This window comes from Paenarthrobacter sp. JL.01a (genome assembly GCF_025452095.1).
GTDB lineage: Bacteria > Actinomycetota > Actinomycetes > Actinomycetales > Micrococcaceae > Arthrobacter.
In genome coordinates this window covers 3,059,691-3,084,907 of sequence record NZ_CP104877.1, presented here as the reverse complement: position 1 = coordinate 3,084,907, position 25,217 = coordinate 3,059,691, and the positions used below count along the sequence as shown (strand labels likewise).

Sequence of the window (25,217 nt, the reverse complement as noted above, 5' to 3'; positions counted from 1 at the left end):
GCAGGCCACATGGAGGGAACACGACTTGGCTGAACCACTGGACCGATACGACGCGGAACTGACCACCCCTGACACGGTCATTCTTGAGCTTGTTGCCGCGGACAAGATCGACGCCGCGGCACAGTTGGCCCACAAACTCCATCAGGCCGGAAGGATTTCGAACCTCGAGGGCTTCCTGGAGCAGGTGCATTCACGCGAACACCAGCTGGCTACGGGCCTTCCCGGGGGAATCGGCCTTCCGCACGCCCGCAGTGAGTTCGTCGACCGGATCTCCATCGCGGTTGGGGTCACCAAGTTTGGCCATGCGTTGGACTTCGGGGCCGCCGACGGCCCGGCGACGCTCATCCTGCTCATCGCCACGCCGGCCAGTTCCTTCTCCGACCACCTTGAGGTCCTGGCTACCCTGGCGCGCTCCCTTTCGAAGGAGTCCTTCAGGGAATCCCTGCGCCGCGCGCACGACCCCGAGGTCATTTCCGAACTCATCAATTCCAGCCTGGTCTTCTTCGACCACTAAGGGTCGGTGCGGTCCCTCCGGCAGGCCACATCGCAGTGGCCCGTTTCGTTGTTCTACAGCCGGACGAAGTACGGTTAAGGGGTGTTGAAAACTGCCCTGAAACCCCGTTGGATCGCAGGCTTGGTCTTTGCGCTTCTGCTGTCCGCGGTGTTTGTGCTGCTCAGCCAATGGCAGCTCAGCAGGTCAACCCAGCACGAGGCCCCTGCGCCGTCCAGCGTCGAAGAAGTTAAGCCCCTGGTCGACGTGCTCAAGCCTGGACAGTTTTTCCCCGGCTCGGTTTCCGACCAGATGGTCACCGCCACAGGGAGCTATGACCCCGGCAAGCAAGTACTGGTGGAGGGACGCCTGTACAACAACCAAAAGGGCTTCTGGATCGTCTCCGCCTTCGCGGTCAACGACGCTCCCGTGCTCAAGGGGGTCGCCGCCTCGCCGCAAACCTGGATTCCAGTAGCCCGCGGCTGGGTGGCTGACGCTGCCCAAGCCGGCCCGCCGCCGTCGGGCACTGTGACGCTGACCGGTCGCCTCCTCCCTTCCGAAGCGCCCGTACCAAATGTCGACGCCGGCCCGGGCCGGGCATCAGCGGTCTCCACCGCGGAACTGATCAATACCTGGCAAATTTCCAGTTACCCCGGCTTCATTGCCGCGACGTCCGAAATCAGCGGTGGCGCCACCATCGCGCTGGACGGAGACGTCAAGGCACTCAATATCCCGGCACAGCCACCGGCGGAGCAGGTCAACTGGTTGAACCTCTTCTACGCTGTGGAATGGGTGGTCTTTGCCGGTTTCTCCGTCTTCATCTGGTGGCGCCTGGTGCGCGACGATTACCGTCGGGACCTTGAGGACGACGAGGACGACGAAGACTACGAGTACTCCGACGGGTTTCCGGACGAACCCTACGCCGTCCCGGCGGCAACCGAACCTGCAAGTCAAGACCCAGAACCTAAGGTGCAGCAATGATTGAGCCCAAACCGGCCATCCAGCCTGAGCAGTCAGGACCGAAGCCCAAGAAGCGGCGGTTCGGCGGGACGGAAGCCCAGATCCGTTCGGCCCTGAAGTTTTACAAGGTCATGGCCTACCTCACCGGTGCCATGTTGCTTCTGCTGTGTGCCGAACTGATCGCACGTTACGGCTTCGGCGTTTCCCTCTTCGCCGGCGGCACCAATGCGGTCACCGGCCAGCCGTTCGGCTTCGGTTTCGCAGAATCCGAGCCCAAGGGTGTCATTGGTGGGTTCAACATTTCCACCACCGTGCTGATCGTGCACGGATGGATGTACGTGGTGTACCTCGTTTCCAACTTCCGTCTGTGGTCCCTGATGCGGTGGCCTTTCTCCAAGATGGTCCTGCTGGCCTTGGGCGGTGTTGTTCCCCTGCTTTCCTTCATCGTGGAGAAGAAGTTCCACGCTGAGGTGGAGGCTGAACTGGCCGCCAACCCCCAAGCGTCAAAGCGCTACTAGGAGCCTGCGGGCATCCGCGATGTGAGTTACCTAACGGGAGGGCCTGTTTTGGCCGCTGACCGCCCTTGTCAACGTGCACGGGGGCGGTCCGGCAAAGTAGTCTTGACTGGTGACTACTCCCACCGCACCCCAGACTTCACAGAAGCCGGTGCTGGTTGTTGACTACGGTGCCCAGTACGCGCAGCTGATTGCCCGCCGCGTCCGTGAAGCAAACGTGTATTCGGAAATCGTTCCGCACACCTTCACCACCGAGCAGCTTCTGGCCAAAGACCCGGCAGCCATCATCCTCTCCGGCGGACCCTCCAGCGTCTACGCCGAAGGAGCCCCGTTCGTGGAGGCTGACCTCTTCGAGGCCGGCGTTCCCGTGTTCGGCATCTGCTACGGATTCCAGGCCATGGCCAACGCCCTTGGTGGCAAAGTGGCCCAGACGGGCCTGCGGGAGTACGGCGCGACCGAAGCCCTCCTTGTGGGCGACGCACGTTCCATCCTCGACGGCGTCCCGGCCTCCCAGAACACCTGGATGAGCCACGGCGACTCCGTCCATGAGGCACCTGAAGGCTTTGAAGTGCTGGCGACGACGGCCGGAGCGCCGGTCGCTGCCTTCGCCAACGACGAGAAGCGCCTTTACGGTGTGCAGTGGCACCCGGAAGTGAAGCACTCCGTCCTTGGCCAGCACGTCCTGGAAAACTTCCTGTTCAAGGGCGCCGGTTTGAGCCCGAACTGGACCACCGGCAACATACTTGAAGAGCAGGTGGAGCGCATCCGCGAGCAAATCGGGGACTCCAAGGTCATTTGTGGCCTCTCCGGTGGCGTCGACTCGGCTGTTGCGGCCGCACTCGTCCAGCGTGCCGTTGGTGACCAGCTCACTTGTGTCTTCGTCGATCACGGTTTGCTCCGTGAGGGGGAGGCCGAGCAGGTCGAACGTGACTTCGTCGCCGCTACGGGTGTCAACCTGTATGTCGCCAACGAGCAGGAACGCTTCCTCTCTGCCCTGGCCGGGGTCAGCGATCCCGAAACCAAGCGCAAGATCATCGGCCGCGAATTCATCCGTGCTTTCGAAGAAGCCGAGCGGGCCATCATCGCCCAGGCAGCTGCCGAAGGCGAAAAGATCAAGTTCCTGGTCCAGGGCACGCTCTACCCGGACGTCGTCGAATCCGGCGGCGGCGAGGGTGCTGCGAACATCAAGAGCCACCACAACGTTGGCGGGCTTCCGGAGGATCTGCAGTTTGAGCTCGTTGAGCCGCTGCGCGCCCTCTTCAAGGACGAAGTCCGCGCCGTTGGTGCACAGCTTGGACTGCCCCAGGAAATCGTGGGCCGCCAGCCGTTCCCCGGCCCGGGTTTGGGTATCCGCATCGTCGGTGAAGTGACCAAGGAGCGTCTCGACCTGCTCCGTAAGGCCGATGCCATTGCCCGCGCAGAACTCACGGCCGCAGGCCTGGACAACGACGTCTGGCAGATGCCGGTGGTTCTCCTTGCCGATGTCCGCAGCGTCGGCGTCCAGGGTGATGGACGTACCTACGGGCACCCCATCGTCCTGCGTCCGGTATCTTCCGAGGACGCCATGACGGCGGACTGGTCGCGTTTGCCCTACGACCTTCTGGCCCGTATCTCCAACCGCATCACCAATGAGGTGGATGGCGTGAATCGTGTGGTGTTGGACGTCACCAGCAAGCCACCGGGAACCATCGAGTGGGAATAGCATTCTGAGTGGCCGGCTTCCTTCGGGAGGCCGGCCACTTTGTATTTGGCGTAGTTCCCGCGTGGTATGAGAAAGGGCAGCAAGCGGTGAAAACCGGTGAATTTCGCGTTGGAACAGCGTTGCGGAGCGGGCTGGCCATGGATTCCCGCTACCCTCGAAAGTATGCCGGTATGGTCCAAGGCGTCTAAAGCTAGTACAGAAAAGAAGGCAGAAGTCGTGTCAGTAGGTCAAGGCCAGGAAGAGGGCTCTGAAGAGCTCCGCAAATGGCTGTCTGGTCTCAAACCCGTCACCGGGGCAGACACTATGCTGCGTTTCGTCAAGACGCCCGAAGGCGCTATTGACCTCAGCAACGCGCATCCCTCAGGCTTGGCGCAGCTGTTGGCGGGCCGCAGGACACGCTTGTCCACCCTGATCAGGGACCGCCAGCAGTATCTCGTGGCTGCCCGGGCAGCCCGGAACATCAGGTCGAAGATTTTTGAGCTCAGCAATGACCGCGGTATCGAAGCCGGCTACTTGTCCGCCGGTACCGTGGTGTGGACATCAGCCGTCGGTGGCAAACCGCAGCGTGTCTCCGCTCCCGTCATGCTCACGTCCATTGTCCTTACGGTCCGGCCGGGAGAGGACGACTTCGAACTCCAGCTCACCGAGCAAGCGCGCATGAACCCGGCCCTGGTGCGTCACCTGAAGACGGTGCACGGCATCGTCTTTGACGTCAACGCCGTGGCCCGCATGGCGTACAACACCGCGCGATTGGATCCGCAACCTGTCCTGGATCGTCTGTCCACGCTGGTTCAGCCGATCCATGGCGCAGAGGTAGAGTTCAACCTTCTGGTGACAACGCTGGCCGACCTCTCCGGCAACCTCGACGATCCCTGGATCAACCTGAACAACCCCACCGTGGCCGCGCTGGCCACTGCTGCCAACGGCGGCGAGATCGAGCCGGAACCCATCAAGGCAGGCAGGTTCCCCAGCCTGGATGTCCGTGATCCAGCCGATGAACTCCTTTTGCTTGATGCCGACACGGACCAGCAGTACGTAGTTGACGCCGTTCGCGCCGGAGACTCCCTGGTAGTCAGTACGCCGCCGGGGAGCGGGCAAACCCAGACCGCCATCAACGCCATCGGTGCGCTGGTCTGCGAAGGAAAGTCGGTCCTGGTAGTGGGGGACCGGCAGTCCAGCCTCGCCGGATTGTCCGCGCACCTTGAATCACTCGGACTCGATTCGCTGCTCTTCCGCCCCGGTAACGGAACCACCCCGCAGCAGCTCAAAGCCCAGCTGGTTCGGGCAATCATGCGCAACGAGAAGGCGCTTGAGCCGCAGCTTGGCAATTTGCACCAGACATTGACCGGGCATCGGCACGCGCTGATGGACCACGTTGCGTCCCTGCACAACGTCCGTGAGCGTTGGGGCTGCTCGCCCTATCAGGCCATGCAGTCTCTCGCGGAACTGACATCCATCCATCCGGCTCCCTCCACGACCGTGCGTCTGAAGCGCAGCGTCCTGGACAACATCAAGGACCGCGAGGAACTCGCTGCACGGCTCCGGCGTGCTGCAGAACTTGGAAGCTTCAGCCGGGCTTCGACCAGCAGTCCTTGGTACGGCGCCCGTTTGGTCACCCGCAAGGAAACCGAGGAAGCGCAGCAGCTTGCCCGCCTGGCCGCGGAGAAACTCCCCGTCCTGCGCGACCGCATGAAGCAGGTGTCCGATCACGCCGAGATCCGCCTGGGCGAGACCTTTACGGAATGGGGTGCCCAGCTCGAACTGCTGATTGCTGTGCGCGAGAGCCTGGACAAGTTCACGCCGGACATCTTTGACCGCCCGGTGCACGACCTCATTTCGGCCACTGCCAGTTCGGCGTGGCGGCGTGAGCGGAACATCGAGATGCCTTCCATGCAGCGCTCCAGGCTGCGGCGCGTGGCCAAGGAATATGTGCGGCCTGGTGTTCACATTGCTGATCTCCACAGTTCGTTGGTCCTTGTCCAGGAGCAACGCGCGCTGTGGGCGGGTTACGCCACAACGCAACGCCATCCGGCAGTTCCCTCGGGGCTGGCCGATCTCGGCGCGCTCTACCGCGAGCTCGATACCGAACTTCGCAGGCTCGGTGACGCCCTCAAGCACACCTCCGCCGGCGGCTCGCTTCACGGTACGCCCTACCCGGAGCTCATGGAGCGCCTTGAGAGTCTCGTGGCAGACACTGACACGCTGGAGTCGTTGCCGGAGCGCACCCTCCTGATCGAGGAAATGCGTGAGCACGGCCTTGGAGAGCTGCTGGCGGATCTGGCGGAACGCGAAGTTCCCGCGTCCTCGGTGGCCGCCGAGCTGGACCTGGCCTGGTGGCAGTCCGCCCTGGAAGCGATGATCAGTGGCGACGACTACCTCGCCATGTCCGATGGCGACTCCCTGCGCCGCCTTGAAGCCGAGTTCAGGTTGGCCGACCAGGCGCACATCGCCAGTGGTGCTGCCCGGCTCCGGTGGCAGCTCGCACAAAGGTGGCGCCAAGGGCTGGTTGACCACCCCCGCCAGGCCGAGCTGCTGCGTGCCTTGCTGAAGGATGGGCGGGTAACTTTGCCTGCCCTGAGCGCCCAAGCTCCGGACCTCGTGCCGATGCTGGTCCCGGTGTGGTCTGTCAGCCCTTATCTGCTCACCGGAGTCCTCCCCGCCGAGCAGAAGTTTGACGCCGTGGTGGTCATCGACGCCGAGTCGACATCCCTGCAGGCAGTCCTTCCCGCGATCGCACGTGCCCGCCAGGTGGTGGCGTTCGGCGACGCGAAGATCGCCAACGCCCGGACCTTCAGCGTGGCCGTTGAGCCGCCGGTAGCCGGGGTGGCCGGCCACGAAACCGTGGAGAGTGCGTTCAAGGCCCTCTCCCGGGTCTTGCCCTCGTGGCAATTGAACTGGGTTTACCGGGCAGTTGACGAAGACTTGATCCTGCAGTTGAGCAAGAACTATTACGACGGCGGCCTGAAGCGACTGCCCGACGGCAACTCGGTCACTGGCTTGGATCGTTCGATCCTTGTCGAGTACATTCCCGACGGCACAGGACTCCCCGGAGCCGATCACGAGGGCGTGGAGTCGGTCACCGCCGAAGTGAACCGTGTGGTTGACCTCGTCTTCGAGCACGCCACGTTGCGTCCACGCACCAGTTTGGCCGTGGTGACAGCAAGCCTGCGCCACGCTGCCAGGATCGGCGAGGCCATCAGGCTTCAACTGCCGAACCATCCTTTGTTGGCGTCCTTCTTCGCGGCCGGCCCTGAGTCCTTCCGTGTGGTGGATCTTGAACGCGCGCAAGGTCTGGTCCGCGACCACGTGATCTTCTCCCTCGGTTACGGGCGCACACCCCACGGCCGGGCACTCCACTCTTTTGGCCCCTTGTCGGCTGAAGGTGGCCGTAACCGCTTCGCCTTGGCGATGACCAGGGCCCGGCGCTCCATGCACGTACTGAGCTGCTTCCGGCCCGAGGATCTTGACCTGGATCGCTTGTCGCACGGTGCTGTGGACTTCTATGAGTTGTTGGACCGGGAACTCTCCGGCAACAGCAATCTCGGAACCCCGGCGTCCCGCGCGGTCGCCAGTGAGCAGGCCCTCGGCGAAGACCCTTTGGTCGCCGACCTTGGAGAACGCCTGCGTGCCAGGGGTGCCCGCGTGTGGCACCTCTACGACGGCGTCCTGGACATTGCCGCCGCTGCCGATCCGGTGCACACGATTGGCCGCGAGGGAGCCGAGATTCCAACGCCGGTGGCCATCGAATCCGATGGCACGGAACGCTACCGGCGCATGAGTGTCCGTGAACGCAGCAGGTTGCGGCCGCAGCTCCTGGAGCGCATGGGCTGGCGGTACATGTCGCTCTGGACCATCGAGGTCTTCACCGACCCGTCCTCCTGCGCTGACCGAATCGGTTCCTACCTCGGCCTGGAGAACCACATTCTCACCTCCACGGAATCTCCGCAGCATGGTTTCCTGGACATGGATGTTGAACAATTGAATCTGGACAAGGCAAAGCCAGCGTTCACTCGCCCTTCGACCGCTGCCTCGGGTAAGCAGCCCGGGGAAAATGGCAGCGAGCGGGACCAGGCAGCGGACAGGAAAGCAGCAATGACGGAACAAGACAGCGGCACGGGCAACGGCGGTGCCGAAGGCGACGCCGGCGGCCAGGACGGGGCCACTGCTGAAAAAGCTAGGGAAACGACCCCCGCCAAGCACAGCTCCGGCGGCATCCTTCCCACGAAAGCCGCGGAGGACGACCCCCGAGCCTGGGGCGACGAGGCCGGCTACGACCACGAGCAGTGGTTGAAGGAGCAGAAGCCCCCGCACTGGGGATAATCGCTTGAAAGGCCTCATGGGCTGACCAGGACAAAGAAAAGCTTGCCTTGCGTTGATGCGCCGGCAAGCTTTTCTGCTTGCTGGGGATTGGCTGCAACCACCACCAGCCCGTCGGTGTCACTTGTCCCAAGCCATTCGCCCGCCTTACCTCCCTGGGCCGAGGTCCAAAGTACGGGCACGGGGCCGGCAAGGACCTGGCTTTGGCGCGATTCGTCATAGGAGCCGGAAGCGGTAAGGACCACCGTCACCAGCTGCCCTGGCGAAAGGAGCTGAATAGAGGAGGGATCGGCCATGCGGAGTGGAACGGCAGCTGTGCCTGCGGGAGAGCCGGTTAGCAGGCCCGGTCCCAGGAGAACTGAATCAGTTGGGATTTGCCCCTTGCCCAGGGGAGATGCCAATTGGCGTCCGGCGAGCCTTGCAGGATTTTCCACCTGCGCGGTCAAAGCGAGTTCAGGCGCGATGTCCACTGTGGTGAAGTCGGTTTCCTTCAGTGTGGTGCCGGCCGCGAGATCGCGCACTGCCACAAGGACGGTGGCATGCGCCGCCGACGCCGGAGTCAGCTGCTGGACGGCCATCCCTGCGGCAAGGCATAGAAGCAGGGCGACACAGAGCCGGCGGTTGCGCGAAATCCATGCCCTGGGCGAGCGTCGTGCCCGTTGACGAGGGGTTGGAGGCCCGTCGCGTCTGAAAATGGGGCGGGCGCGACCAGGGGAAGGCGGCCGGTATTGTCCCGGCGGCCGAAGCAGTTCCCTGTCAGCAGTTCCTGCTGAGCGCTTGGCACGGGCAAGTAAGGCGCTTCGGGAGGTAGGTGACATGCCGCCACGGTAGCCAGCATGTCCGGCCCCCTGACAGGGGCCGGCCTCCCTATGTGGAAAAGTCCCCGGACTTAGCTCGCTGCTGCCGCGGCAGCGGGAGCGGGTGTGGCGGCCGCAGGTGCGCTTGGAGTGGAGGGCGCTGCCGAAACGGTGCTGCTGCCCTTCGTGTCACGCGAGTCTGTGCGGTAGAAACCGGAGCCCTTGAAGACGACGCCAACGCTGTTGAACTTCTTGCGCAGCGTGCCTTTGCATTCCGGGCACTCTGTCAGGGAGCTGTCTGAGAAGGACTGGACGATGTCGAAGGCATGGTCACAGTCTTTGCAGGCGTATGCGTATGTGGGCACTGAGTTCCTCCTTTAGGACAAAGTTCAGGTCCTGTGGCGCCGCAGCGAAGAGTTTCCGCATTAGCAGTCCCAGGGCCTGAGTGCCAATTCTATCACCCGTCCCTGCGGCGTTCGCCAGCACCTGTGCCGGAACTCACCACCCTTCAGGCGTCTTCTCCGGCGTCATCCAGCGTGACGACGCCGGACGGCGTCAGTACTTCCCGCACAGGGCGATCAAAAGCTTCGGCGGGTATGGAGCCGAAAGGCAACAGATCGTCGTCGTACACCACGGCGATGGTGGGCGGCCGCTGACCGGAGGCATCGAGGCCCTGCAGCAGCCGGTCGTAGTATCCGCCGCCTTGGCCGATCCTGTTTCCGTCACGATCGACGGCGGTAGCCGGCATGAAGATCCCCGCGGCAGTTGCGACCACTGAACTGTCCAATCGCTCGCCCAGGGGTTCGTCGATGGGCGCGTAGGTGGAGCGCTCAAAGACCGTCGACGGAGTCCAATGCACCCAGCTCAGTTGGCGTTCCGGTTCGCAGACCGGAAGCAGCACCTCGTGGCCCGCGTTATGAAGGGCCTCAAGCAGTGGCATGGTGGGTGGTTCGAAAGCGACTCCCACATACACCGCGAACCGGGCTGGTTCGCCGGAGGTGATGCCCTTGGCCCAGGCGGTTCCATGCTGGGCCAGGGCCTCGCCCGCTGTTGCGATCTGCTCCGGGGACAGGGCCCTTCTGTAGAGACGCCGGCTGCGGCGGATGTCTTCTTTCGATGCCATCTGTGTCCAATCCTCAGGTTCGTGGGGTCCGATTGAATTGTTGCGTGGTGTTGAGCAGCCAGGAAAATGTGCAAGCCGCGCGGCGGGGGTTTAGCCGATGATCTGTTCCTTCCGTTACATTAGTCCGGTGACTCTCGATAACAACGCTGTCCGTAAGGCTGTCATCCCTGCAGCGGGTCTTGGTACCCGGTTCCTTCCCGCCACCAAGGCGATGCCGAAGGAAATGCTGCCCGTGGTCGACAAGCCCGCCATCCAGTACGTCGTCGAAGAAGCGGTCAAGGTGGGCCTGCACGACGTCCTCATGATCACAGGACGCAGCAAGCGCGCTCTGGAAGACCACTTTGACCGGGTGCCGGCGCTTGAAGCGACCTTGGCTGAAAAGGGCGACACCGCCAAGCTCGAAGCCATCCAGTCCGCCACCAACCTCGGCGACATCCACTACGTCCGTCAGGGCGATCCGAACGGCCTGGGCCACGCTGTCCTGCGTGCAAAGCAGCACGTCGGTTACGAGCCCTTCGCCGTCCTGCTCGGTGACGACCTCATCGACGCGCGCGACGATCTCCTGAGCGAAATGATCGCTGTCCAGCAGAAGACCGGCGGTTCCGTTGTGGCCCTGATCGAGGTGGAGCCGTCCAAGATCAGCGCTTACGGCTGCGCCGACGTTGAGGACATCGACGAGGACGGTTACGTCCGCATCAAGCAACTGGTGGAAAAGCCGTCTCCCGAAGAGGCCCCTTCGAACCTTGCCGTGATTGGCCGCTACGTGCTGCACCCGGCTGTCTTCGAGGTCCTGGAGAAGACCGGCCCGGGCCGTGGTGGAGAAATCCAGCTGACCGACGCCCTTGAGGTCCTGGCAGCCGGCGAGGGAGAGGGCTACGGCGTGTACGGCGTGGTCTTCCGCGGCCGACGCTACGACACCGGCGACAAGCTCAGCTACCTCAAAGCCTGCATCGAGCTGGCAGCCGAGCGTGAGGACCTCGGTCCTGAGCTTCGCGAGTGGCTGCCGAACTTCACCGCCACGCTTCCCCAGTAACAAGGATGTACGGTTCTGCGATCTGGCCGGTGACGCTGGAGTGCGGAGACCTGGCACTTCGGCCCATCCGGTACCGCGATAAGCGGGAATGGTCCGAGGTCCGTTCGCGGAACAGTGATTGGCTTGCGCCGTGGGAGGCGTCCAACCCGGCTCCGGGTGGCCGCCTCCCCAGCTATCGCCAGATGGTTGCATCCTTGAACGAGCAGGCGCGCCATTCCACGGCTTTGCCGTTCGTCATCGTTGAACGCACAGCCGGCCTCCGTGAACCCGCCATCGTGGGTCAACTGACGGTTTCCTCGATTATCTGGGGATCAGCCATGATGGCCACCCTTGGCTATTGGGTGGACAAGGAGCGGGCCGGCCGCGGCATCGCCCCCACGGCGGTAGCGATGGCGACGGATCACTGCTTCAACGTGCTCGGGCTGCATCGGATGGAAATCAACATCCGGCCTGAAAACGGGCCCAGCCTTCGGGTCGTGGAGAAGCTTGGATTCCGCGATGAGGGATACCGGGAAAGGTATCTGCACATCAATGGACAGTGGGCTGACCACCGCTCCTTCGCCCTGACGTCGGAGGAAGTTCCGGAGGGTCTGCTTCGCAGGTGGCTCAAAGGACAAACGGGCAGGTCATAGGCCATTTCGGCCTTATCTCCAGTCATTTGCGGACTCGACCACGACACACCGGCCGCAATGCCGCCACCCCCGGTAATTTGCTTCTACGGTTTTGAATGTGGACTTCCCTCTCAGCAGCTCAGTGATACTTGTGGTCACTGTCGCGTTGTGGATGGTCTGGGTGGCGCCGTACGTTCTGCGGAACAGACGCCAGCAAGTCCAAGCGGCCGCTGTTCCAGCAGAGGCTTTCGACGACGAACCAGACGAACCGCAGGCAGGGGTGGTACTGACTTTGGCACCTCAGCAGGAGAAACCGATGGAGACCATGCACAGCAAAGCACAGGCGTCGCCCCAGGAATCCCGTGTGTCCGAGTCCTCGGCGGGCAAACCGGCCCCCACGCCCTTCACTATCCGCTATGCGCGGCTCACTCTGGCCTTGTCAGGGCTTGTCCTGCTGCTGACGGCTATCGTTTCGGGCATTGTGCGTCTATTCGGTACAGGCACTGTCTGGTTGCCGTTGGTCTCGTTCACCGGTGCGGTGGTCGCCGTCGTGGTTTTGCGCAAACTGGCCCTGCGCGACCTTCGCGAACGGCGCGCCCGCCGCGAAGCGCAGGCATCGCCCATTCCCACGCCTGCGCGTTATCTGCCGAAAGAACCGGCGGTCGAGGCCAAGGAAACTGCAGTTTTCGATGCCGAGGCCAACAGCCGCGAGAACGCCCGCTTGTCCGCGGTGGAGCTGCGCCAGGCAGCGTTGGCCGTTGCTGTCGCCGCTGGAGATGAGTCGGCGCAGGCCGCCGCGGACTCCAAGGGTGCCAGCTGGCAGCCCGTCGAGGTTCCGAAGCCCACCTACGTTGACGCAGCGAAGGCCCAGCGCCCAGCGCCTGAACCGCTGGATCTGCCGGAAGCGCCGAAGCCCGTGGGCAAGCCGGTCCTGAAGCAGTCGACTGGACAAGCTGAAGCGGCAGTTTCCCCCAAGGGCCAAAGCGCCCTGAGCAACCTGGACGACGTCCTGCAGCGACGCCGCGCCTGAGACCGCATGAGCTCCATCTGCGTTGCCGGTGGTACTGGCCAGGTGGGCCGCGAGGTGTCCGGCTTGCTGTGGACGCCGGGCACCAGGTTTCGGTCCTTAGCCGCCATGTCCCGGACGCCGGTTCTGCCGGCCATCACGACGGCGTCACCTACTTCGCCGGTGATGTCACCACGGGCGTTGGCTTGGCGGCCGCGGTGGCAGGTGCCGACGTCGTTATTGACTGCCTTGAAGGCCAGTTCGGGAAGGCGCAAAAGCAATTCGCCGACGGCGGTGGGCGGCTTCTCGCTGCCGCCGTTGCGCAAGGTGTCCGGAGGGCCGTGCTGCTGTCCATCATCAACTGCGATCTGAGTACATTCCCGTATTACGTTTCCAAGGCTGCCAAGGAACGCAGGTATAAGGAGGCGGCGCTGGAGACGGCGGTGGTGCGCGCAACCCAGTTCCACGGCCTCGTCGCCGGCATCTTTGCCGCCGGGGCTCGGGTGGGATTGATCCCTGTGTTCAAGGGTGTGGCGTTCCAGTCGATCTCGCCGGCCGACGTTGCAGGGGAGTTGCTGGCGGTGGCGTTGGCGGATTCGCCTGCGACTGGGGAGCGGGTGCGGACGGTGGGTGGGCCGGAAGTGCTGCCAATGCGTTCAATGGCCGAGCAGTGGAAGGCCACTACTGGGTCGCGGGGAAGGATTATCAGCGTGCCTTTGCCGGGTTCCATGGGTGCTTTCCTTCGGGCCGGCCACAATCTTGTCCCGGAGCACGCGGTTGGCACGGAGACGTTCGTGTCGTGGTTGGAAAAGCGCCGGGAAAGTTTGTAGCCTAGGGACACTGGTCGGGCGGAAATGCCTGGTCCGGGGGCTATAGCTCAGTTGGTAGAGCGCTTCGTTCGCATCGAAGAGGTCAGGAGTTCGAATCTCCTTAGCTCCACATTTTGTCCCGTTGCCTCACCCTGGTGCCGCTGGTGTGGCGTCCGGCTCTCGTTATGGAAACCTGATTAGCTGTTTCCCATGGGATTCTTCAGAAAGCGGACAACGGCTACCCCCGTCGAGGACTTCGAGCAGCCGGTTTACAGCGAGCTAAGCGTCGATCACAGGGCCTTCCTCGCCGGCCACATCAAACTTGCGGACCAGGCGGAAGTGAACCTCGAGGATCCCGCCAGCGTAGCCGGGTTTTATGAGCTGGTGTACGCGACGTGGCAGAGTTCCCCGGAGGGCACCCACGCGGAGCTTCAAGAGCCGTACCGCAACGCTGCCGGCGTCGCCTATGGTGAGCTGTTGGCGCGGACCACGCCGTTGCGTTGGGTGATTGCGGAGGACTCCCTCGGGCGGGAGCTGGCACTTCACGCCGAGCAGAACAACACCCTGGTCTACCCCCTGAACGCCGTGGAAAAGCGTTGGCTTCGGGGCGAGGACGGCGATTTCATTCCTGTACTGGCCTCCGCGGTGTACAAGCAGTTGGGCCGGCTAAGCTGAGCCCCGCGGACTAAAGGGGCCTGGATCCCAGGGGGCGGTCCGCCTCAAGATCTACGACTGGTTGTACGGATGCCAGCAGTTGAAGCGCCTCCGCAGCAGGGGATCCCGGGTCAGCTGAGTACATAAGAATCCGGTGACCTGATTCATCCGGCGGCCCAAGGACTTCGAAATAGAGCTCGAGGTCACCAACGTCGGGATGATGCATGTGTTTGATGCCCGACATGCAGTTTTCCACCGGGTGCCGGGCCCACAGTTTGGCGAATTCTTCGCTGTTCATGGTCAGCTCACCAACAAGGGACGCCAGTGCAGGGTCCTCGCTTGAGCGGCCAGCGAGCAACCGCAGTGAGGACACGGCCCGCGCGGCTTCATCACGCCACCGGGTGTACAGCTCTCGGGCGTGGGGATCGAGGAAGAGCATTCGGGTCATGTTCGGCCTCGTCGCGGGCCGCGCGGGTGCCTCGAAAGCCAAGTGTCCGGCAACCAAGCGGTGTCCGAGCCGGTTCCACGCCAACACCTCACTGCGACGCCCCATAACGACAGCCGGAGTGTTGGGCATGGACTGGATGAGCCGCAAGGTTCCGGACCTTGCTTTGTCCGGCCGGATCGATGGACGCCGCTTGGTGCTCGACGGCCGGGCGAGGTTGAACAGATGCTTGCGCTCGTCGCTGTTCAGGTTCAGGGCCCTGGCGATGGCTTCAATAACGGCCTCGGAGGCGTTTGTGCTCTGGCCCTGCTCCAATCGGGTGTAGTAGGTGTTGCTTACTCCGGCAAGCATCGCCAATTCTTCCCGGCGGAGCCCTGGAACGCGGCGGATGCCGTAGTTGATGAGGCCGACGTCTTCCGGCTGCAAAGCGGCCCTTCGGACGCGAAGGAACTCCCCAAGTTCGCTGTAGTTGCTCATGAACCCCATTCTGCCGGTCTTCCTGGGTGCTGTCCTGTCCCTGTCAGGGGTAGGCACGAGGGGGTGTGGTTGAGTCACCGGGGTTCAGTGACAGTGGAGTTTCCAGGTGCTGCCAGATTGCAGCCCACCTACCGGAAGGACTCCCATGACTTCGCACGTTGCGGCAGAAGCCGAAGGTCGACCCTCAGGTGCAGCCGCTCCGCCCGGGCGGATGACGGGCCGGCAAAGGCTTGCGCTCGTCGTCTTGCTAGCGGCCAGTTTCACCCTGGCCGTTGACTTCTCCATCCTCAACGTCGCACTCCCGGCCATAGGTGCCGACGTCGGCTTCGGCTTGGAGAACCTCCAATGGATCGCGACGGCGTTCGCCTTGTGCGCCGCCGGTCTGACTCTGCTGTTCGGGCGTGTCGCCGATATAGCAGGCCGCCGCCGGATGTTCCTCCTCGGCATGGCCTTGCTTGGCGTGGCCTCGCTTGCCGGTGGCCTGGCCACGGTACCGGCGGTGCTGCTCATCGCCCGCGTGGGCCAGGGCATCGCCACTGCCATGGTGGTCCCCGCAGCCCTGGCACTCCTCCTTGCCTCGTTCCCGGAAGGGCCGTTGAGGGATAAGGCGCTGGGCCTTAACGGTTCCCTCATGGCCGCCGGATTCACTACCGGTGCCATCCTTGGCGGGCTGCTGACCGATCTGCTTAGTTGGCGCTGGGCATTCCTCATCAACCTCCCCTTAGCCCTCGCTGTGCTCATTATTGGCCCGATGGTTCTGTCCGAAAGCAAGCCGGCTACCAGGCCGCGCTTGGACGTACCGGGCGCCATCACGGTCACGATGGGTCTCCTGGCATTGGTTTTCGGCCTCACGAACGCGGCCGAGCACTCATGGAGCGATCCGCTGACGCTGGGTTCCCTTGGGGCCGCCGTCGTGCTTTTTATTGCGTTCGTTGCCGTCGAGCGTCGGGCCGCACCGCCGCTGGTACCCTTGGGCATCCTGAAGCGGTCCACTGTGGCGTGGGGGAACACGGCGGGCATCCTGGCCTTCGTCACCGAGACGTCCCTGGTTTTCCTCCTGACCCTGTACTTGCAGCAGGTCCTCGGCTACACCCCGCTCGGCGCCGGTCTGGCCTTTGCTGTGCTGGGTCTTGGTACGGTCCTTGGCGGAGTCCTTGGCCCCAAGGTCATAGGCAAGCTCGGGAACAAGAAGGCGATCGTGTACGGCTTCATCCTCCAAGCCATTGCCACTGGCGTGCTGGTGCTGCTTAGCGTCGACCCTGCCTCCATTGGCTTGCTGCTGGTGGCGACCTTCATCGGCGGAGTGGCGAACCTGGTGGTCATTGTCGGCTTTATGGTCACTGCGACGTCGGGAGTACCGGATACCGAGCAGGGGATGGCCACAGGACTGGCAACCATGAGCCAGCAGATCGGCATCACTATGGGCATACCGGTGATGAGCGCCATTTTTACCGCGCGGATTGTGGCCATCGGCAACCATGCTGCCCCGGCCGTTCTCGGAGGGGTGACCACTGCCATCTGGGTCAACGCAGGCCTGTGCTTGGTAACGGCCCTGTTGGTTGCCGTGTTTCTGCGGAAACCGTCCGGGCTATCGGCGTTCCGCTGACTTCCGGCGCCTGACACTCCGCAGAACAAGCCAGCCCACGAACACGGCCAGCGCTGCGTACACGGCGTAGTTGAAGAACCGGGAATACTGTTCGATCAGGTGGTACTGCGTGCCAAGCAAGGAGCCCAGGCCGATCAGCAAGGCATTCCACAGGCCGGCACCGGCGATAGTGAAAATGGAGAACGTCAGGAGGTTCATCCGTTCGGCACCTGCGGGCAGGGAGATGAGGCTACGTACTCCAGGCAGCAGCCTGCCGAAGAAGATGGCGGATTTGCCGTGGCGTTCAAACCATTTCGATGCTTTTTCGAAGTCCTCCCTGTCCACCAGGGGCAGTTTCGAGAGCAAAGTAATCGCCCGTTCCAAGCCGACCTTGTAGCCGAGCCAGTACAGGAACAAGGCACCCGCGTAAGCTCCAAGTGTGCTGGTGACGAAGACCAAAACGATGCTCATGCTGCCCTGCTGGGCCAGGAAGCCAGCGAGGGGGAGTATCACCTCGCTGGGGATCGGCGGAAAGACGGTCTCAAGGAACGTCATCAGGCCGACGCCCCACTCACCCAAGGCGTCAATCACTTGAGCTGCGATGCCCACTATTCCGGTCAAGTTTTCGATCGAACCTGGGGCTCGCAGTACGCTGATCAACCCGTCGCCCTTTCATCGTCTCCGCCATGGTCAACGCTATTGCCATCTGCGCCGTCGGGCAAAGCGGAGCCACACACGGAGCCTGGCCGCGAATTCCCTCGGGGCCCGCTCTTTACGGGAGCGCGTCGGATCGGCAACGATGAAAGACCACCGCCCGAGCCAGAAGGAGCCCCCGCGATGACCAAGTACCTGATCTCGTTTCCCAGCGCCGCTATGGACGTCACGGCTGAAGAACTTCCGGCAGTTGCTGCCGCTGCCCGCGCAGTAGTGCAGGAGGCCAAGGACGCAGGGGTGTGGGTGTTCGGCGGGGGCATCGATGAAAGCGTCCCGCCGGTTATGGTCGACGGCGCTGGTGCGGTTCGGGAGGAAACGTACCCCCAGACGTCGCGGCTTGAAGGCGGCTATTCCATCCTGGAACTGCCATCTCACGACGCGGCGCTCAAATGGGCTGCGAAGATGGCAGCGGCCTGCCGCTGCGCCCAGGAAGTCCGGGCGTTCCAGTACGATCCCGCCAGTTGATGTCCATTGTCTTGGCACTGCACCAGCTATATCGTTAGGTATATCGTTCAGTATCGTTCGCGATGTCATGAGGTGGGCTCAATGCACAATTCAAGCGGCTTTATGGGAAATAATTTCGACGGAATGTGGCAGGCCGTGGAGGAGTTCCGGTCGAGATTCGAAAAGCGCTCCGGAGGGCGGGCCGGCCGGGGGGAGCTAAGGACCGCAATTCTGGCCCTGCTGGCCGAACGGCCGATGCATGGTTATCAGATCATCCGGGAAATCGAAGAGCGCAGCGGTGGCAACTGGAAACCAAGTGCAGGTTCGGTCTACCCCACCCTTCAGCTCCTCTCGGACGAGGGTTTTGTCACTTCGGAGGAATCCAGCGGACGCAAGATCTATTCCTTGACTGAAGCAGGCCGGGAGGATGTTGCCGGTTCCGGGACATCCGCCCCCTGGAGCTCAGAGGGTGCCTCCTCGGGCCCGGGTTTTGCCGCACTGCCCAAAGCCGGGATGGAACTTGCCCAGGCTGCAGCACAAGTGGGCCGGACAGGCACACCGCAACAGGTTCGGGAGGCGGTGACGGTGCTTGAAGAAGCACGCCGCCGGCTGTACTCGATCCTCGCGCAGGACTGAGGGGTGGCGTCGGGTCGACGTGATCAAGCAGGAGATGTGGCTGGCGGAGTGAGCGCCAGTGCCCGCTACCGCCGTATCCTGCGTTTCGCCGCCTGGCACCTTGCGGTGACGTGGTGGTTCGAGCTTTTTCTGCCGAGGTTGGGCCTGCGCCGGCTGACTGAACGCAATCGTGCCCGGAGAATGACGCGCTTCGCCCAACGCTTCCACCAACTTGCGGTTGAGCTTGGCGGCCTCATGATCAAAGTAGGCCAGTTCATGTCCTCGAGGCTTGACGTCCTGCCGCCTGAAATCACCGCCGAGTTGGAGGGCCTCCAGGACGAGGTGCCACCGGTGCCGTTCCGGGCCATCCGCCATCTTGCCGAAGCCGAACTGGGGGCGCCATTGGAGGCCGTCTTTGCCTCCATTGAGGAGACGCCCATCGCGGCCGCTTCGCTTGGGCAGGCACACAGGGCCAAGCTCCTTCCGGGCAATGCCGAAGACACCGGGCTGAGCAGCGTGGTCTTCAAAGTCCAGCGGCCAGGTATACAGACCATCGTTGACATTGACCTCGCCGCCCTGCGCAAAGTGGGAGGTTGGCTGAGCCGGGTCCGCATCGTGTCCGATCGCGCCGACGTCCCCGCGCTGATCAAGGAGTTTGCCCAGACCAGCCAGGAGGAGATCGACTACCTCAATGAAGCGGCAAACTCGGAACGCTTTGCCGCGGACTTCGCCCACGACCCCCGCGTGAGGGTGCCGGCTGTGGTGTGGGAGCGGACCACTCGACGCGTCCTTACCCTTGAGGACGTTACCGCCATCAAGATCACCGACGCCGAGGCGCTCCGCTTGGCCGGCATCGATCCCTCAGACGTCGCACCTGTTTTCGCATCGGTGATGTTTGACCAGCTCTTCACCAATGGCTTCTTCCATGCCGATCCCCACCCGGGCAACATCTTCGTAACCCCCACCAACGGCACCGCCGACCATCCGTGGAAGCTGACCTTCATTGACTTCGGCATGATGGGCGAGGTTCCTGCGAAGACGCGTGCCGGGCTTCGCAAGCTCCTGATCGCTGCCGCCTCCCGGGACGGCAAGGGGCTGGTTGCTGCGATCAGTGATGTCGGGGTGTTGATGCCCTCGGCCGACGCCGGCGAGCTTGAACGGGCCATGACCCAGTTGTTCGCCCGTTTTGGTGGCATGGGCTTTGCCGAGCTTCGCGACGTGGACCCCCGGGAGTTTCGCGATTTCGGGGTCGAGTTTGGAAGCGTCATCCGCTCACTTCCGTTCCAACTGCCGGAGAACTTCCTGCTCATCATCCGTGCGATGTCCCTGACCTCGGGGGTTTGCAGTTCGCTGGACGCGCGCTTCAACCTGTGGAATTCGGTGGAGCCCTACGCCGCTCAACTGTTGCGCGATGAACGCGGCAACCTGGTCAACGACATCGCCTCCCAGGCCGTGGACGCCGCAACGTTGGCGCTACGCCTGCCCAAACGGCTGGACGGGCTGATCACCCGCGTCGAGGACGGCTCCCTGCAGGTTTCCAACCGTAAGCTCGAACGTCAGCTGGCGCGCATGATCCGGCTGGTCCGCACGGCGGTAGCCGCGGTGGCATTTGGGGCGCTGCTGATTTCGGGATCCATAGTCCGCAACGGTGACGTGCTGCTGGGAAACGTCCTGATGGTCATGTCCCTGATCCCGTTGCTCGTGTCCATGCTGACAGGCCGCCGACACAGCCGCTGACCACGCGGTCGCCCAGCTGCCGCGCCGTAGACTTGCCCTGTGACTGAGACTCCTGCCCGCCGTCGTGAGCTGCCCGGCGGTATGAACGGACCCGTCCTGGTGGGCGTCATGCCCGGTCAGCATCCGGTGGTGGTGGAGCAGGCGGCCCGGGTGGCTGCCAGTGCAGGACTTCCTCTGGTGTTCGGCTACGCCGATGTCACCGTGTATCCGGTGGATGGCACCACGGGAGGTCCTGCGGCTCCGATTGATCCCGACGGTGTGGAGGGCGATGCTCCCGACGCCGTTGAGGCGCTGAAGGAGGTCATTGCCGGACACCTTCAGGAAAAGGACGTTCAATGGACGCTGGTGCCGCTGGCGGGAGAACCGGCGAAGGCCCTCGCCCGTGAGGCGGAGGACCTCGGCGCGTCCATGATCGTGGTGGGCACGCGCGAGCACAGCCTGACCGCGACACTGAAGGACGTGACCGCTGGGTCGGTGGCCCGCCATTTGTTTCACCGGCAGGACCGCCCCGTGCTGGTCATCCCTGTGAATCCGCGGATCCCGGATGACGATGACTAAGTCCAAACGTCCCGTACACCTGCACTGGGGCTTCATGGGCATCGTCGCCGCAGGAGGTGTGTTGGGGGCGCTCACACGCTACGGCTTGGGACTGGTGATCCCCGCGCCAGGCGCTTGGCCCCTGCCCACCTTGGTCATCAACTTGTCCGGAGCTTTGGCCCTTGGCGCCCTTCTTGAGGGGCTCGCCCGCAGGGGGCCCGACGTCGGAAGGCGCCGGGTCGTTCGGCTCGCCTTGGGTACGGGGTTCCTGGGCGCCTACACCACCTACAGCACCCTCGCGGTGGACGCGGTCCACTTGCTGGGCGCCGGCGCCGTCCCTGCCGCTGCTGGTTACTTGGCCGCCAGTCTCCTGGGTGGGGCCGCAGCCACGACCACCGGAATCTGGCTCGGCGCCTGGCATCACCGGCTGGGAACAGGAACCGAAGCGTGACGGTCCTGCTTCTTGGCCTGGCCGGGGGAGTCGGTGCCGCTGCAAGGTTCCTGGTGGACGGCCTCATTCGTACAAAGGTGAAGACTGCCCTCCCGTGGGGCACGATCCTCATCAACGTTTCGGGCTCGCTGGTGCTCGGTTTCATGGCAGGGCTGATGATGCGCGGAGAAGCGCCCGAGTCCCTGTACCTGGTGCTGGGGACTGGATTCCTCGGTGGTTACACGACCTTCAGCACGGCAAGCCTGGAAACGATCCGCCTGGTCCAAAGTGGCAGGACCGGGCTGGCCCTCCTCAACGGTTTGGGGTCCATGGTCGCCAGTGTCGCGGCCGCGGCGGCAGGTGTGGGCGTCAGCTTCCTTTTGCCGTAAACCGGCCAGACTTTCACCCAGTGTGGCGAAGTTGCGCGGTTGTAGGATCGAGCCATGGCTAACAAGACCTTCAATGAACTGTTGTCCGCCCAGGTTGCCAACGAGTTTGCAGCCTCCCAGCAGTACATCGCCGTGGCTGTGTACTTTGACGGTGAAGACTTGCCGCAGCTTGCCCGGCACTTCTACCGCCAATCCCTGGAGGAACGCAACCACGCCATGATGATGGTCCAGTACATGCTGGACCGTAATGTCCACGTTGAAATTCCGGGTATTGCCCCTGTGCGCAACAACTTCAGCAACGCCAAGGAACCCATCGCCCTGGCCCTGGAGCAGGAAAAAGAAGTTACCCGGAACATCGAGGAGATGTTCCGTGCTGCCCGTGCCGAGGGCGATGCCCTGGGCGAGCAGTTCATGCTGTGGTTCCTGAAGGAGCAGGTGGAAGAAGTGGCATCGATGACCACGTTGCTGAACATCACCGAGCGTGCCGAGAACCTCTTCGACATTGAAAACTACGTGGCCCGCGAGGCCGTGGGCGACGGCGGGCACGACGCCGGTGCACCCTCTGCTGCCGGCGGAGCTTTGTAAAGCAACCAACGCACCACACACGGGTTGGAGGTCGCCGGAGGCTCAGCTTCCGGCGACCTCTTTACGTGCCCCGTCATCCTCGGGCTGGGAACGGCCGAGCAGGGACAGACGGCTTGCGATGCGGGCCAAGTCCACGGGCAGGCCGCTTGCCGTGGCTTCAATGTCCCAGTCCAGGGGTCCGTGGCCGACCAGGAACAGCGTGATGTCCTGGTCGTGCAGCACATCCACCACGTTGCTGAAGCGTTGCCATGCCGGAGCTGATGCTGCATCTGCCTCTGCCGGGGACGGGACGTCGTCGATCACCCAGGTGGTGAACGTTTCAGCCAGGACCAGATAGTCGGACGTGGAGGTCAACCCGCCGCACAACTCCTGGAATCCGACCCAAAGGACCTCTGGATCGGAGTTCTTGACCACGATCGGTTGGGTGGTGGGCATCAACACCCGGCTTTGCGAGGCGGACGGGGTGAACAGGCCAAGCCTGCCCAGCTGCCGAGGCGTGCCTGGCGTCACGATCCGTCCTGCCCGGAAGGACTCGAATCCCAGGGTCCCGAGTGAGTCGGTTGAGGGAAAGCGGCGGAAGTCCGACGAACCATCAATCTTCACAACGTCCATCATCTCCTTGATGGCCGCAATGGTGGGCAGGAAATGGTCGTGCCAGAGCGGGTTGGGCAGGAGATCATCCGGTGCGTAATTCGAGGTGACTGCCAAAGGGATGCGGCGCTCCGCCGCGGTGCGGAGGAGACGGGCAATGAACATGCCGTCACCAACATCGTGGACATGGAACTCGTCAAAGCAGAGCACATCAATGCCATCGAGCAACGCGTCCACCGAATGCTGGATTGCCGTTGCGTGGCCTGTGGCGGAGCCATGGGTGCCTGCGTGTAGCTTGCGGAAGAAGTCGTGGAAATGGACGCGCCGTTTCCGGGCGTCCAACCGGGCAAAGAAACTGTCCATCAACCACGTTTTGCCGCGTCCCACCGGGCCGTGGAGGTAAAGGCTTCGTGGCACTTTCCGGGAAAGAGTACGACGACGGACGGTCACCTCCGCGCCCAAGGCCGCCAGCCGTTCGGCTGCTTGCCGCTGGCTTTCTTCGAGCGCAAAGCCCGAGCGTCCGGCGTCGAGGGCTATCCCTTCCAGCAGCCTCTTGGCGGTGTCCCTCGCAGCGCGCGGAGCCGGCCTCACAAGGGGCGTCACAGCCACCCTTTGCGTTTGAAGATGAGGTACATGAGCATTGCCGCACCCACCATGAGGCCAATGGCCATGGGGTAGCCGAAGGTCCAGTGAAGCTCGGGCATGAAATCGAAGTTCATCCCGTAGACGCCGGCCACGAACGACGGAGCGAAGAGGATAGCCGCCCAGGACGAGATCTTCTTGACCTGCTCGTTTTGGGCGGCGCTGGCCTCGTTTTGCCGGTTGGCGGTCAACGTGCCGTCCAGGGTGAGGGCGTTCTGGAGCAGGTCGCGGAAGGAGTTCACCCGTGAAATGACCCGTTGCACGTGGTCCTCGACGTCGCGGAGGGAGCGCTGCAGTTCGATGTCCACGCCGTACTTCTCAAAGCCCTTCTCCAGCAAGGACATGATGTCCGGCAGGGGCTGGATGGCGCGCTGGAACTGGATGACTTCGCGGGCGAGTTCGTAGATCCTTCGGGACACGGCGCTGTCGCCGCTGAAGAGCTGGTCTTCGATTTCGTCGATGTCGTTTTCAAGGCCCGCAACCACCGGTGCGTAGTCATCCACTACCTGGTCCAGGAGCGCATAGAGGACCGCTTCGGGGCCGTGGCACAACAGGTCCGGCCGGGCTTCCAACCTGTGGCGGACACGGGCAACCCCGCCGGTTTCGGCATGGCGGATCGTCACCACGAAGTTGGAGCCGGTGAAGATGTGCAGCTCTCCGAACTCCACGGATTCGGTCTCGTCCAGATACCTGGCCGGACGCAGAACCGTGAACAGACTGCTGTCATAGCGTTCAATCTTGGGCCGCTGATGGGCTGAAACGGCATCCTCCACAGCGAGCCTGTGCAGACCGAACTCCTTGGCTACCGCAGCCATTTCTTCCTGGGTAGGGCGATAGAGGCCGATCCAGGCCATGCCACCATGTTGGGCCAAGGTCTCGAAGGTTTGCTCGAGGCTGCGCGGGGTGGCTGTGCGGACGCCGTCCACGTAAACGGCGTTGTCGATAATGGTCACAAGGTGAACGCTACTGCATGGCTCCGATGATGACGCCCGCAACAGTCATTGCCACGATGTCGTGGCCCGAATCGATCACTGTCACGGACGAGGGGCGCCCTGCAAAGCCGTTGTGGATCACGTGGCCCCCGGCGCGGAAGACCACCGCGAGAATGAGGGCAAACAGACCACCGGCCCAGAAGGTGTTCAGTTCCAGGGCGCTGATGAGGATGGCAAGGAGGATGCTGGTCACGGCGGCTGCGAGCATCATGGGCACCCAGATTCCTGCGCCACCTTCGATGTTCTTGAGATCGTCCTCGGTTTTGCCGATCGCCTCCATCCACCGGCGTCCAAGAACGGCCGGCATGTACCAGACGAAGCCGATCACCATGCTTGAAACGAAGGCCAGGAGAACGGCGAGCCAGTTGATCTGGGAAATGTGTGAAAGCCAATCCATGCCTAAGACTCTAGTTTCTTCAGGCCTCTGCTCCCGGGCTCTGCTCGTTTTTGCTGCGTGTTGGGGCTGCCGCCATCCGTCCGATGAGCGGTTCCGTGCGGTACGGGATGTGCGTGTGAAGGGCCAAGACTGTTTCAGTCCGGATCACTCCCTTGGTACGCAGGACCGAGCGCAGTGCGGACTGCAGGTTGTGGGTATCGGTAGCCACCACCCGGCACCACAGATCTCCGCGGCCGGAGATTTCATGCACCTCCAGGACCTGGGGGATCAGGCGCAAGGCGCCAATGACGCCGTCGAGTTCGCGGTGGGTGACTTCGATCGTGACGAAAGCGACGACGTCGTACCCCACCTTCTCAAGGTCCACCTCACGGCCGGCGGCCTGCAGGACACCGGTTCGGAGCAGGCGCTTGAGCCTGCTTTGGGCGGTGTTGCGGGCAATGCCCAGCCCCTCGCTGAGCTCGGCTATCTGGATGCGGGGGTCCTTGATGAGTTCCAGGAGGATCTTCACGTCCAGGGGGTCGAGGGTGTTCAAATGGTCACTCCGGATCACTCGGTGGTTGCCTCTTTGAGTATTTTGATCAATCTTTGCACCTGCGACGCTTGGAAGGGTCAGTGCTCCT

General features: G+C 63.2%; 27 protein-coding genes and 1 tRNA gene. 19 read left to right on the top strand and 9 right to left on the bottom strand.

Annotated elements, in window-relative coordinates; all coding sequences use genetic code 11:
• Nucleotides 1-25 precede the first annotated feature (25 nt).
• The 5 genes from N5P29_RS14485 to N5P29_RS14465 all read left to right on the top strand — a co-directional run bounded on the left by N5P29_RS14485 (nt 26) and on the right by N5P29_RS14465 (nt 7,987).
• On the top strand, nt 26-514 hold the full coding sequence (locus N5P29_RS14485; protein ID WP_262275559.1) for a PTS sugar transporter subunit IIA: 489 nt from the start codon (nt 26-28) through the stop codon (nt 512-514).
• Nucleotides 515-595: 81 nt separating this feature from the next.
• The gene (locus tag N5P29_RS14480; RefSeq protein WP_262275558.1) at nt 596-1,471 is read left to right on the top strand and encodes an SURF1 family protein; all 876 of its coding nucleotides are present in this window, start codon (nt 596-598) and stop codon (nt 1,469-1,471) included.
• A complete protein-coding gene (locus tag N5P29_RS14475; protein WP_144659516.1) occupies nt 1,468-1,968 on the top strand; it encodes a DUF3817 domain-containing protein in 501 nt (166 codons plus the stop codon). Before N5P29_RS14480 ends, N5P29_RS14475 begins: the two co-directional genes overlap by 4 nt.
• A gap of 109 nt (nt 1,969-2,077) precedes the next feature.
• Nucleotides 2,078-3,667, top strand: coding sequence for a glutamine-hydrolyzing GMP synthase (gene guaA / locus N5P29_RS14470; protein WP_144659519.1), 1,590 nt, complete (start codon nt 2,078-2,080; stop codon nt 3,665-3,667).
• Nucleotides 3,668-3,829: 162 nt separating this feature from the next.
• The gene (locus N5P29_RS14465; RefSeq protein WP_262275557.1) at nt 3,830-7,987 is read left to right on the top strand and encodes a DUF4011 domain-containing protein; all 4,158 of its coding nucleotides are present in this window, start codon (nt 3,830-3,832) and stop codon (nt 7,985-7,987) included.
• A 14-nt stretch (nt 7,988-8,001) separates the two neighbouring features.
• Here N5P29_RS14465 and N5P29_RS14460 read toward each other — a convergent pair whose 3' ends face one another.
• The 3 genes from N5P29_RS14460 to N5P29_RS14450 all read right to left on the bottom strand — a co-directional run bounded on the left by N5P29_RS14460 (nt 8,002) and on the right by N5P29_RS14450 (nt 9,904).
• Nucleotides 8,002-8,562, bottom strand: a complete 561-nt coding sequence (locus N5P29_RS14460; protein ID WP_262275556.1) for an RcpC/CpaB family pilus assembly protein — start codon at nt 8,560-8,562, stop codon at nt 8,002-8,004.
• A gap of 311 nt (nt 8,563-8,873) precedes the next feature.
• Nucleotides 8,874-9,146, bottom strand: a complete 273-nt coding sequence (locus N5P29_RS14455; protein ID WP_144659525.1) for an FmdB family zinc ribbon protein — start codon at nt 9,144-9,146, stop codon at nt 8,874-8,876.
• Nucleotides 9,147-9,289: 143 nt separating this feature from the next.
• Nucleotides 9,290-9,904, bottom strand: a complete 615-nt coding sequence (locus N5P29_RS14450; RefSeq protein WP_262275555.1) for a 5-formyltetrahydrofolate cyclo-ligase — start codon at nt 9,902-9,904, stop codon at nt 9,290-9,292.
• A gap of 97 nt (nt 9,905-10,001) precedes the next feature.
• On the opposite strand from N5P29_RS14450, the gene galU reads away from it, so the two are divergent.
• The 6 genes from galU to N5P29_RS14420 all read left to right on the top strand — a co-directional run bounded on the left by galU (nt 10,002) and on the right by N5P29_RS14420 (nt 14,038).
• Complete coding sequence (gene galU, locus N5P29_RS14445) at nt 10,002-10,937, top strand: UTP--glucose-1-phosphate uridylyltransferase GalU (protein ID WP_186313510.1); 936 nt, start codon at nt 10,002-10,004, stop codon at nt 10,935-10,937.
• A 5-nt stretch (nt 10,938-10,942) separates the two neighbouring features.
• Nucleotides 10,943-11,569, top strand: a complete 627-nt coding sequence (locus N5P29_RS14440; protein WP_144659533.1) for a GNAT family N-acetyltransferase — start codon at nt 10,943-10,945, stop codon at nt 11,567-11,569.
• 130 nt (nt 11,570-11,699) lie between these two features.
• A complete protein-coding gene (locus N5P29_RS14435) occupies nt 11,700-12,578 on the top strand; it encodes a hypothetical protein (protein ID WP_262278598.1) in 879 nt (292 codons plus the stop codon).
• Between the two features lie 68 nt (nt 12,579-12,646).
• The gene (locus tag N5P29_RS14430; protein WP_262275554.1) at nt 12,647-13,384 is read left to right on the top strand and encodes an SDR family oxidoreductase; all 738 of its coding nucleotides are present in this window, start codon (nt 12,647-12,649) and stop codon (nt 13,382-13,384) included.
• A gap of 36 nt (nt 13,385-13,420) precedes the next feature.
• Nucleotides 13,421-13,493: transfer RNA gene (locus N5P29_RS14425), tRNA-Ala, on the top strand.
• Between the two features lie 80 nt (nt 13,494-13,573).
• Complete coding sequence (locus N5P29_RS14420) at nt 13,574-14,038, top strand: DUF3806 domain-containing protein (protein ID WP_262275553.1); 465 nt, start codon at nt 13,574-13,576, stop codon at nt 14,036-14,038.
• A 10-nt stretch (nt 14,039-14,048) separates the two neighbouring features.
• Here the strand turns inward: N5P29_RS14420 and N5P29_RS14415 are convergent, their stop codons facing one another.
• The gene (locus tag N5P29_RS14415; protein WP_262275552.1) at nt 14,049-14,939 is read right to left on the bottom strand and encodes a helix-turn-helix domain-containing protein; all 891 of its coding nucleotides are present in this window, start codon (nt 14,937-14,939) and stop codon (nt 14,049-14,051) included.
• A 211-nt stretch (nt 14,940-15,150) separates the two neighbouring features.
• On the opposite strand from N5P29_RS14415, the gene N5P29_RS14410 reads away from it, so the two are divergent.
• A complete protein-coding gene (locus N5P29_RS14410) occupies nt 15,151-16,545 on the top strand; it encodes an MFS transporter (protein WP_262278597.1) in 1,395 nt (464 codons plus the stop codon).
• On the opposite strand, the gene N5P29_RS14405 is transcribed toward N5P29_RS14410, so the two are convergent.
• Nucleotides 16,528-17,184, bottom strand: a complete 657-nt coding sequence (locus N5P29_RS14405) for a DedA family protein (RefSeq protein WP_262275551.1) — start codon at nt 17,182-17,184, stop codon at nt 16,528-16,530. The genes N5P29_RS14410 and N5P29_RS14405 overlap by 18 nt on opposite strands.
• Nucleotides 17,185-17,361: 177 nt before the next feature.
• Between N5P29_RS14405 and N5P29_RS14400 the strand changes: the two genes are divergently transcribed.
• The 7 genes from N5P29_RS14400 to N5P29_RS14370 all read left to right on the top strand — a co-directional run bounded on the left by N5P29_RS14400 (nt 17,362) and on the right by N5P29_RS14370 (nt 21,975).
• Complete coding sequence (locus N5P29_RS14400; RefSeq protein WP_262275550.1) at nt 17,362-17,703, top strand: YciI family protein; 342 nt, start codon at nt 17,362-17,364, stop codon at nt 17,701-17,703.
• An 81-nt stretch (nt 17,704-17,784) separates the two neighbouring features.
• A complete protein-coding gene (locus tag N5P29_RS14395) occupies nt 17,785-18,318 on the top strand; it encodes a PadR family transcriptional regulator (RefSeq protein WP_260842340.1) in 534 nt (177 codons plus the stop codon).
• A gap of 3 nt (nt 18,319-18,321) precedes the next feature.
• Nucleotides 18,322-20,034 carry an ABC1 kinase family protein gene (locus N5P29_RS14390; RefSeq protein WP_262275549.1) on the top strand — a complete coding sequence of 571 codons (1,713 nt, stop codon included), beginning with the start codon at nt 18,322-18,324 and terminating at the stop codon, nt 20,032-20,034.
• Nucleotides 20,035-20,073: 39 nt separating this feature from the next.
• On the top strand, nt 20,074-20,592 hold the full coding sequence (locus N5P29_RS14385) for a universal stress protein (RefSeq protein WP_262275548.1): 519 nt from the start codon (nt 20,074-20,076) through the stop codon (nt 20,590-20,592).
• Nucleotides 20,585-21,022 carry a fluoride efflux transporter FluC gene (locus N5P29_RS14380; protein WP_262275547.1) on the top strand — a complete coding sequence of 146 codons (438 nt, stop codon included), beginning with the start codon at nt 20,585-20,587 and terminating at the stop codon, nt 21,020-21,022. The genes N5P29_RS14385 and N5P29_RS14380 overlap by 8 nt, the downstream gene beginning before the upstream one ends.
• Nucleotides 21,019-21,390, top strand: a complete 372-nt coding sequence (gene crcB, locus N5P29_RS14375; protein ID WP_262275546.1) for a fluoride efflux transporter CrcB — start codon at nt 21,019-21,021, stop codon at nt 21,388-21,390. The genes N5P29_RS14380 and crcB overlap by 4 nt, the downstream gene beginning before the upstream one ends.
• Before the next feature lie 54 nt (nt 21,391-21,444).
• A complete protein-coding gene (locus N5P29_RS14370; RefSeq protein WP_144659557.1) occupies nt 21,445-21,975 on the top strand; it encodes a ferritin in 531 nt (176 codons plus the stop codon).
• 42 nt (nt 21,976-22,017) lie between these two features.
• Here the strand turns inward: N5P29_RS14370 and zapE are convergent, their stop codons facing one another.
• From zapE to N5P29_RS14350, 4 genes are read right to left on the bottom strand one after another with little or no spacing between them, the layout of a single operon-like run.
• On the bottom strand, nt 22,018-23,169 hold the full coding sequence (gene zapE, locus N5P29_RS14365; RefSeq protein ID WP_262275545.1) for a cell division protein ZapE: 1,152 nt from the start codon (nt 23,167-23,169) through the stop codon (nt 22,018-22,020).
• Nucleotides 23,166-24,161 carry a magnesium/cobalt transporter CorA gene (gene corA / locus N5P29_RS14360; protein ID WP_262275544.1) on the bottom strand — a complete coding sequence of 332 codons (996 nt, stop codon included), beginning with the start codon at nt 24,159-24,161 and terminating at the stop codon, nt 23,166-23,168. The genes zapE and corA overlap by 4 nt, the downstream gene beginning before the upstream one ends.
• A gap of 10 nt (nt 24,162-24,171) precedes the next feature.
• A complete protein-coding gene (locus N5P29_RS14355) occupies nt 24,172-24,597 on the bottom strand; it encodes a DUF1761 domain-containing protein (protein WP_262275543.1) in 426 nt (141 codons plus the stop codon).
• 19 nt (nt 24,598-24,616) lie between these two features.
• Nucleotides 24,617-25,129 (bottom strand): Lrp/AsnC family transcriptional regulator, encoded by a 513-nt coding sequence (locus N5P29_RS14350; RefSeq protein ID WP_262278596.1) that lies wholly within the window; start codon nt 25,127-25,129, stop codon nt 24,617-24,619.
• Between the last annotated feature and the right edge of the window lie 88 nt (nt 25,130-25,217).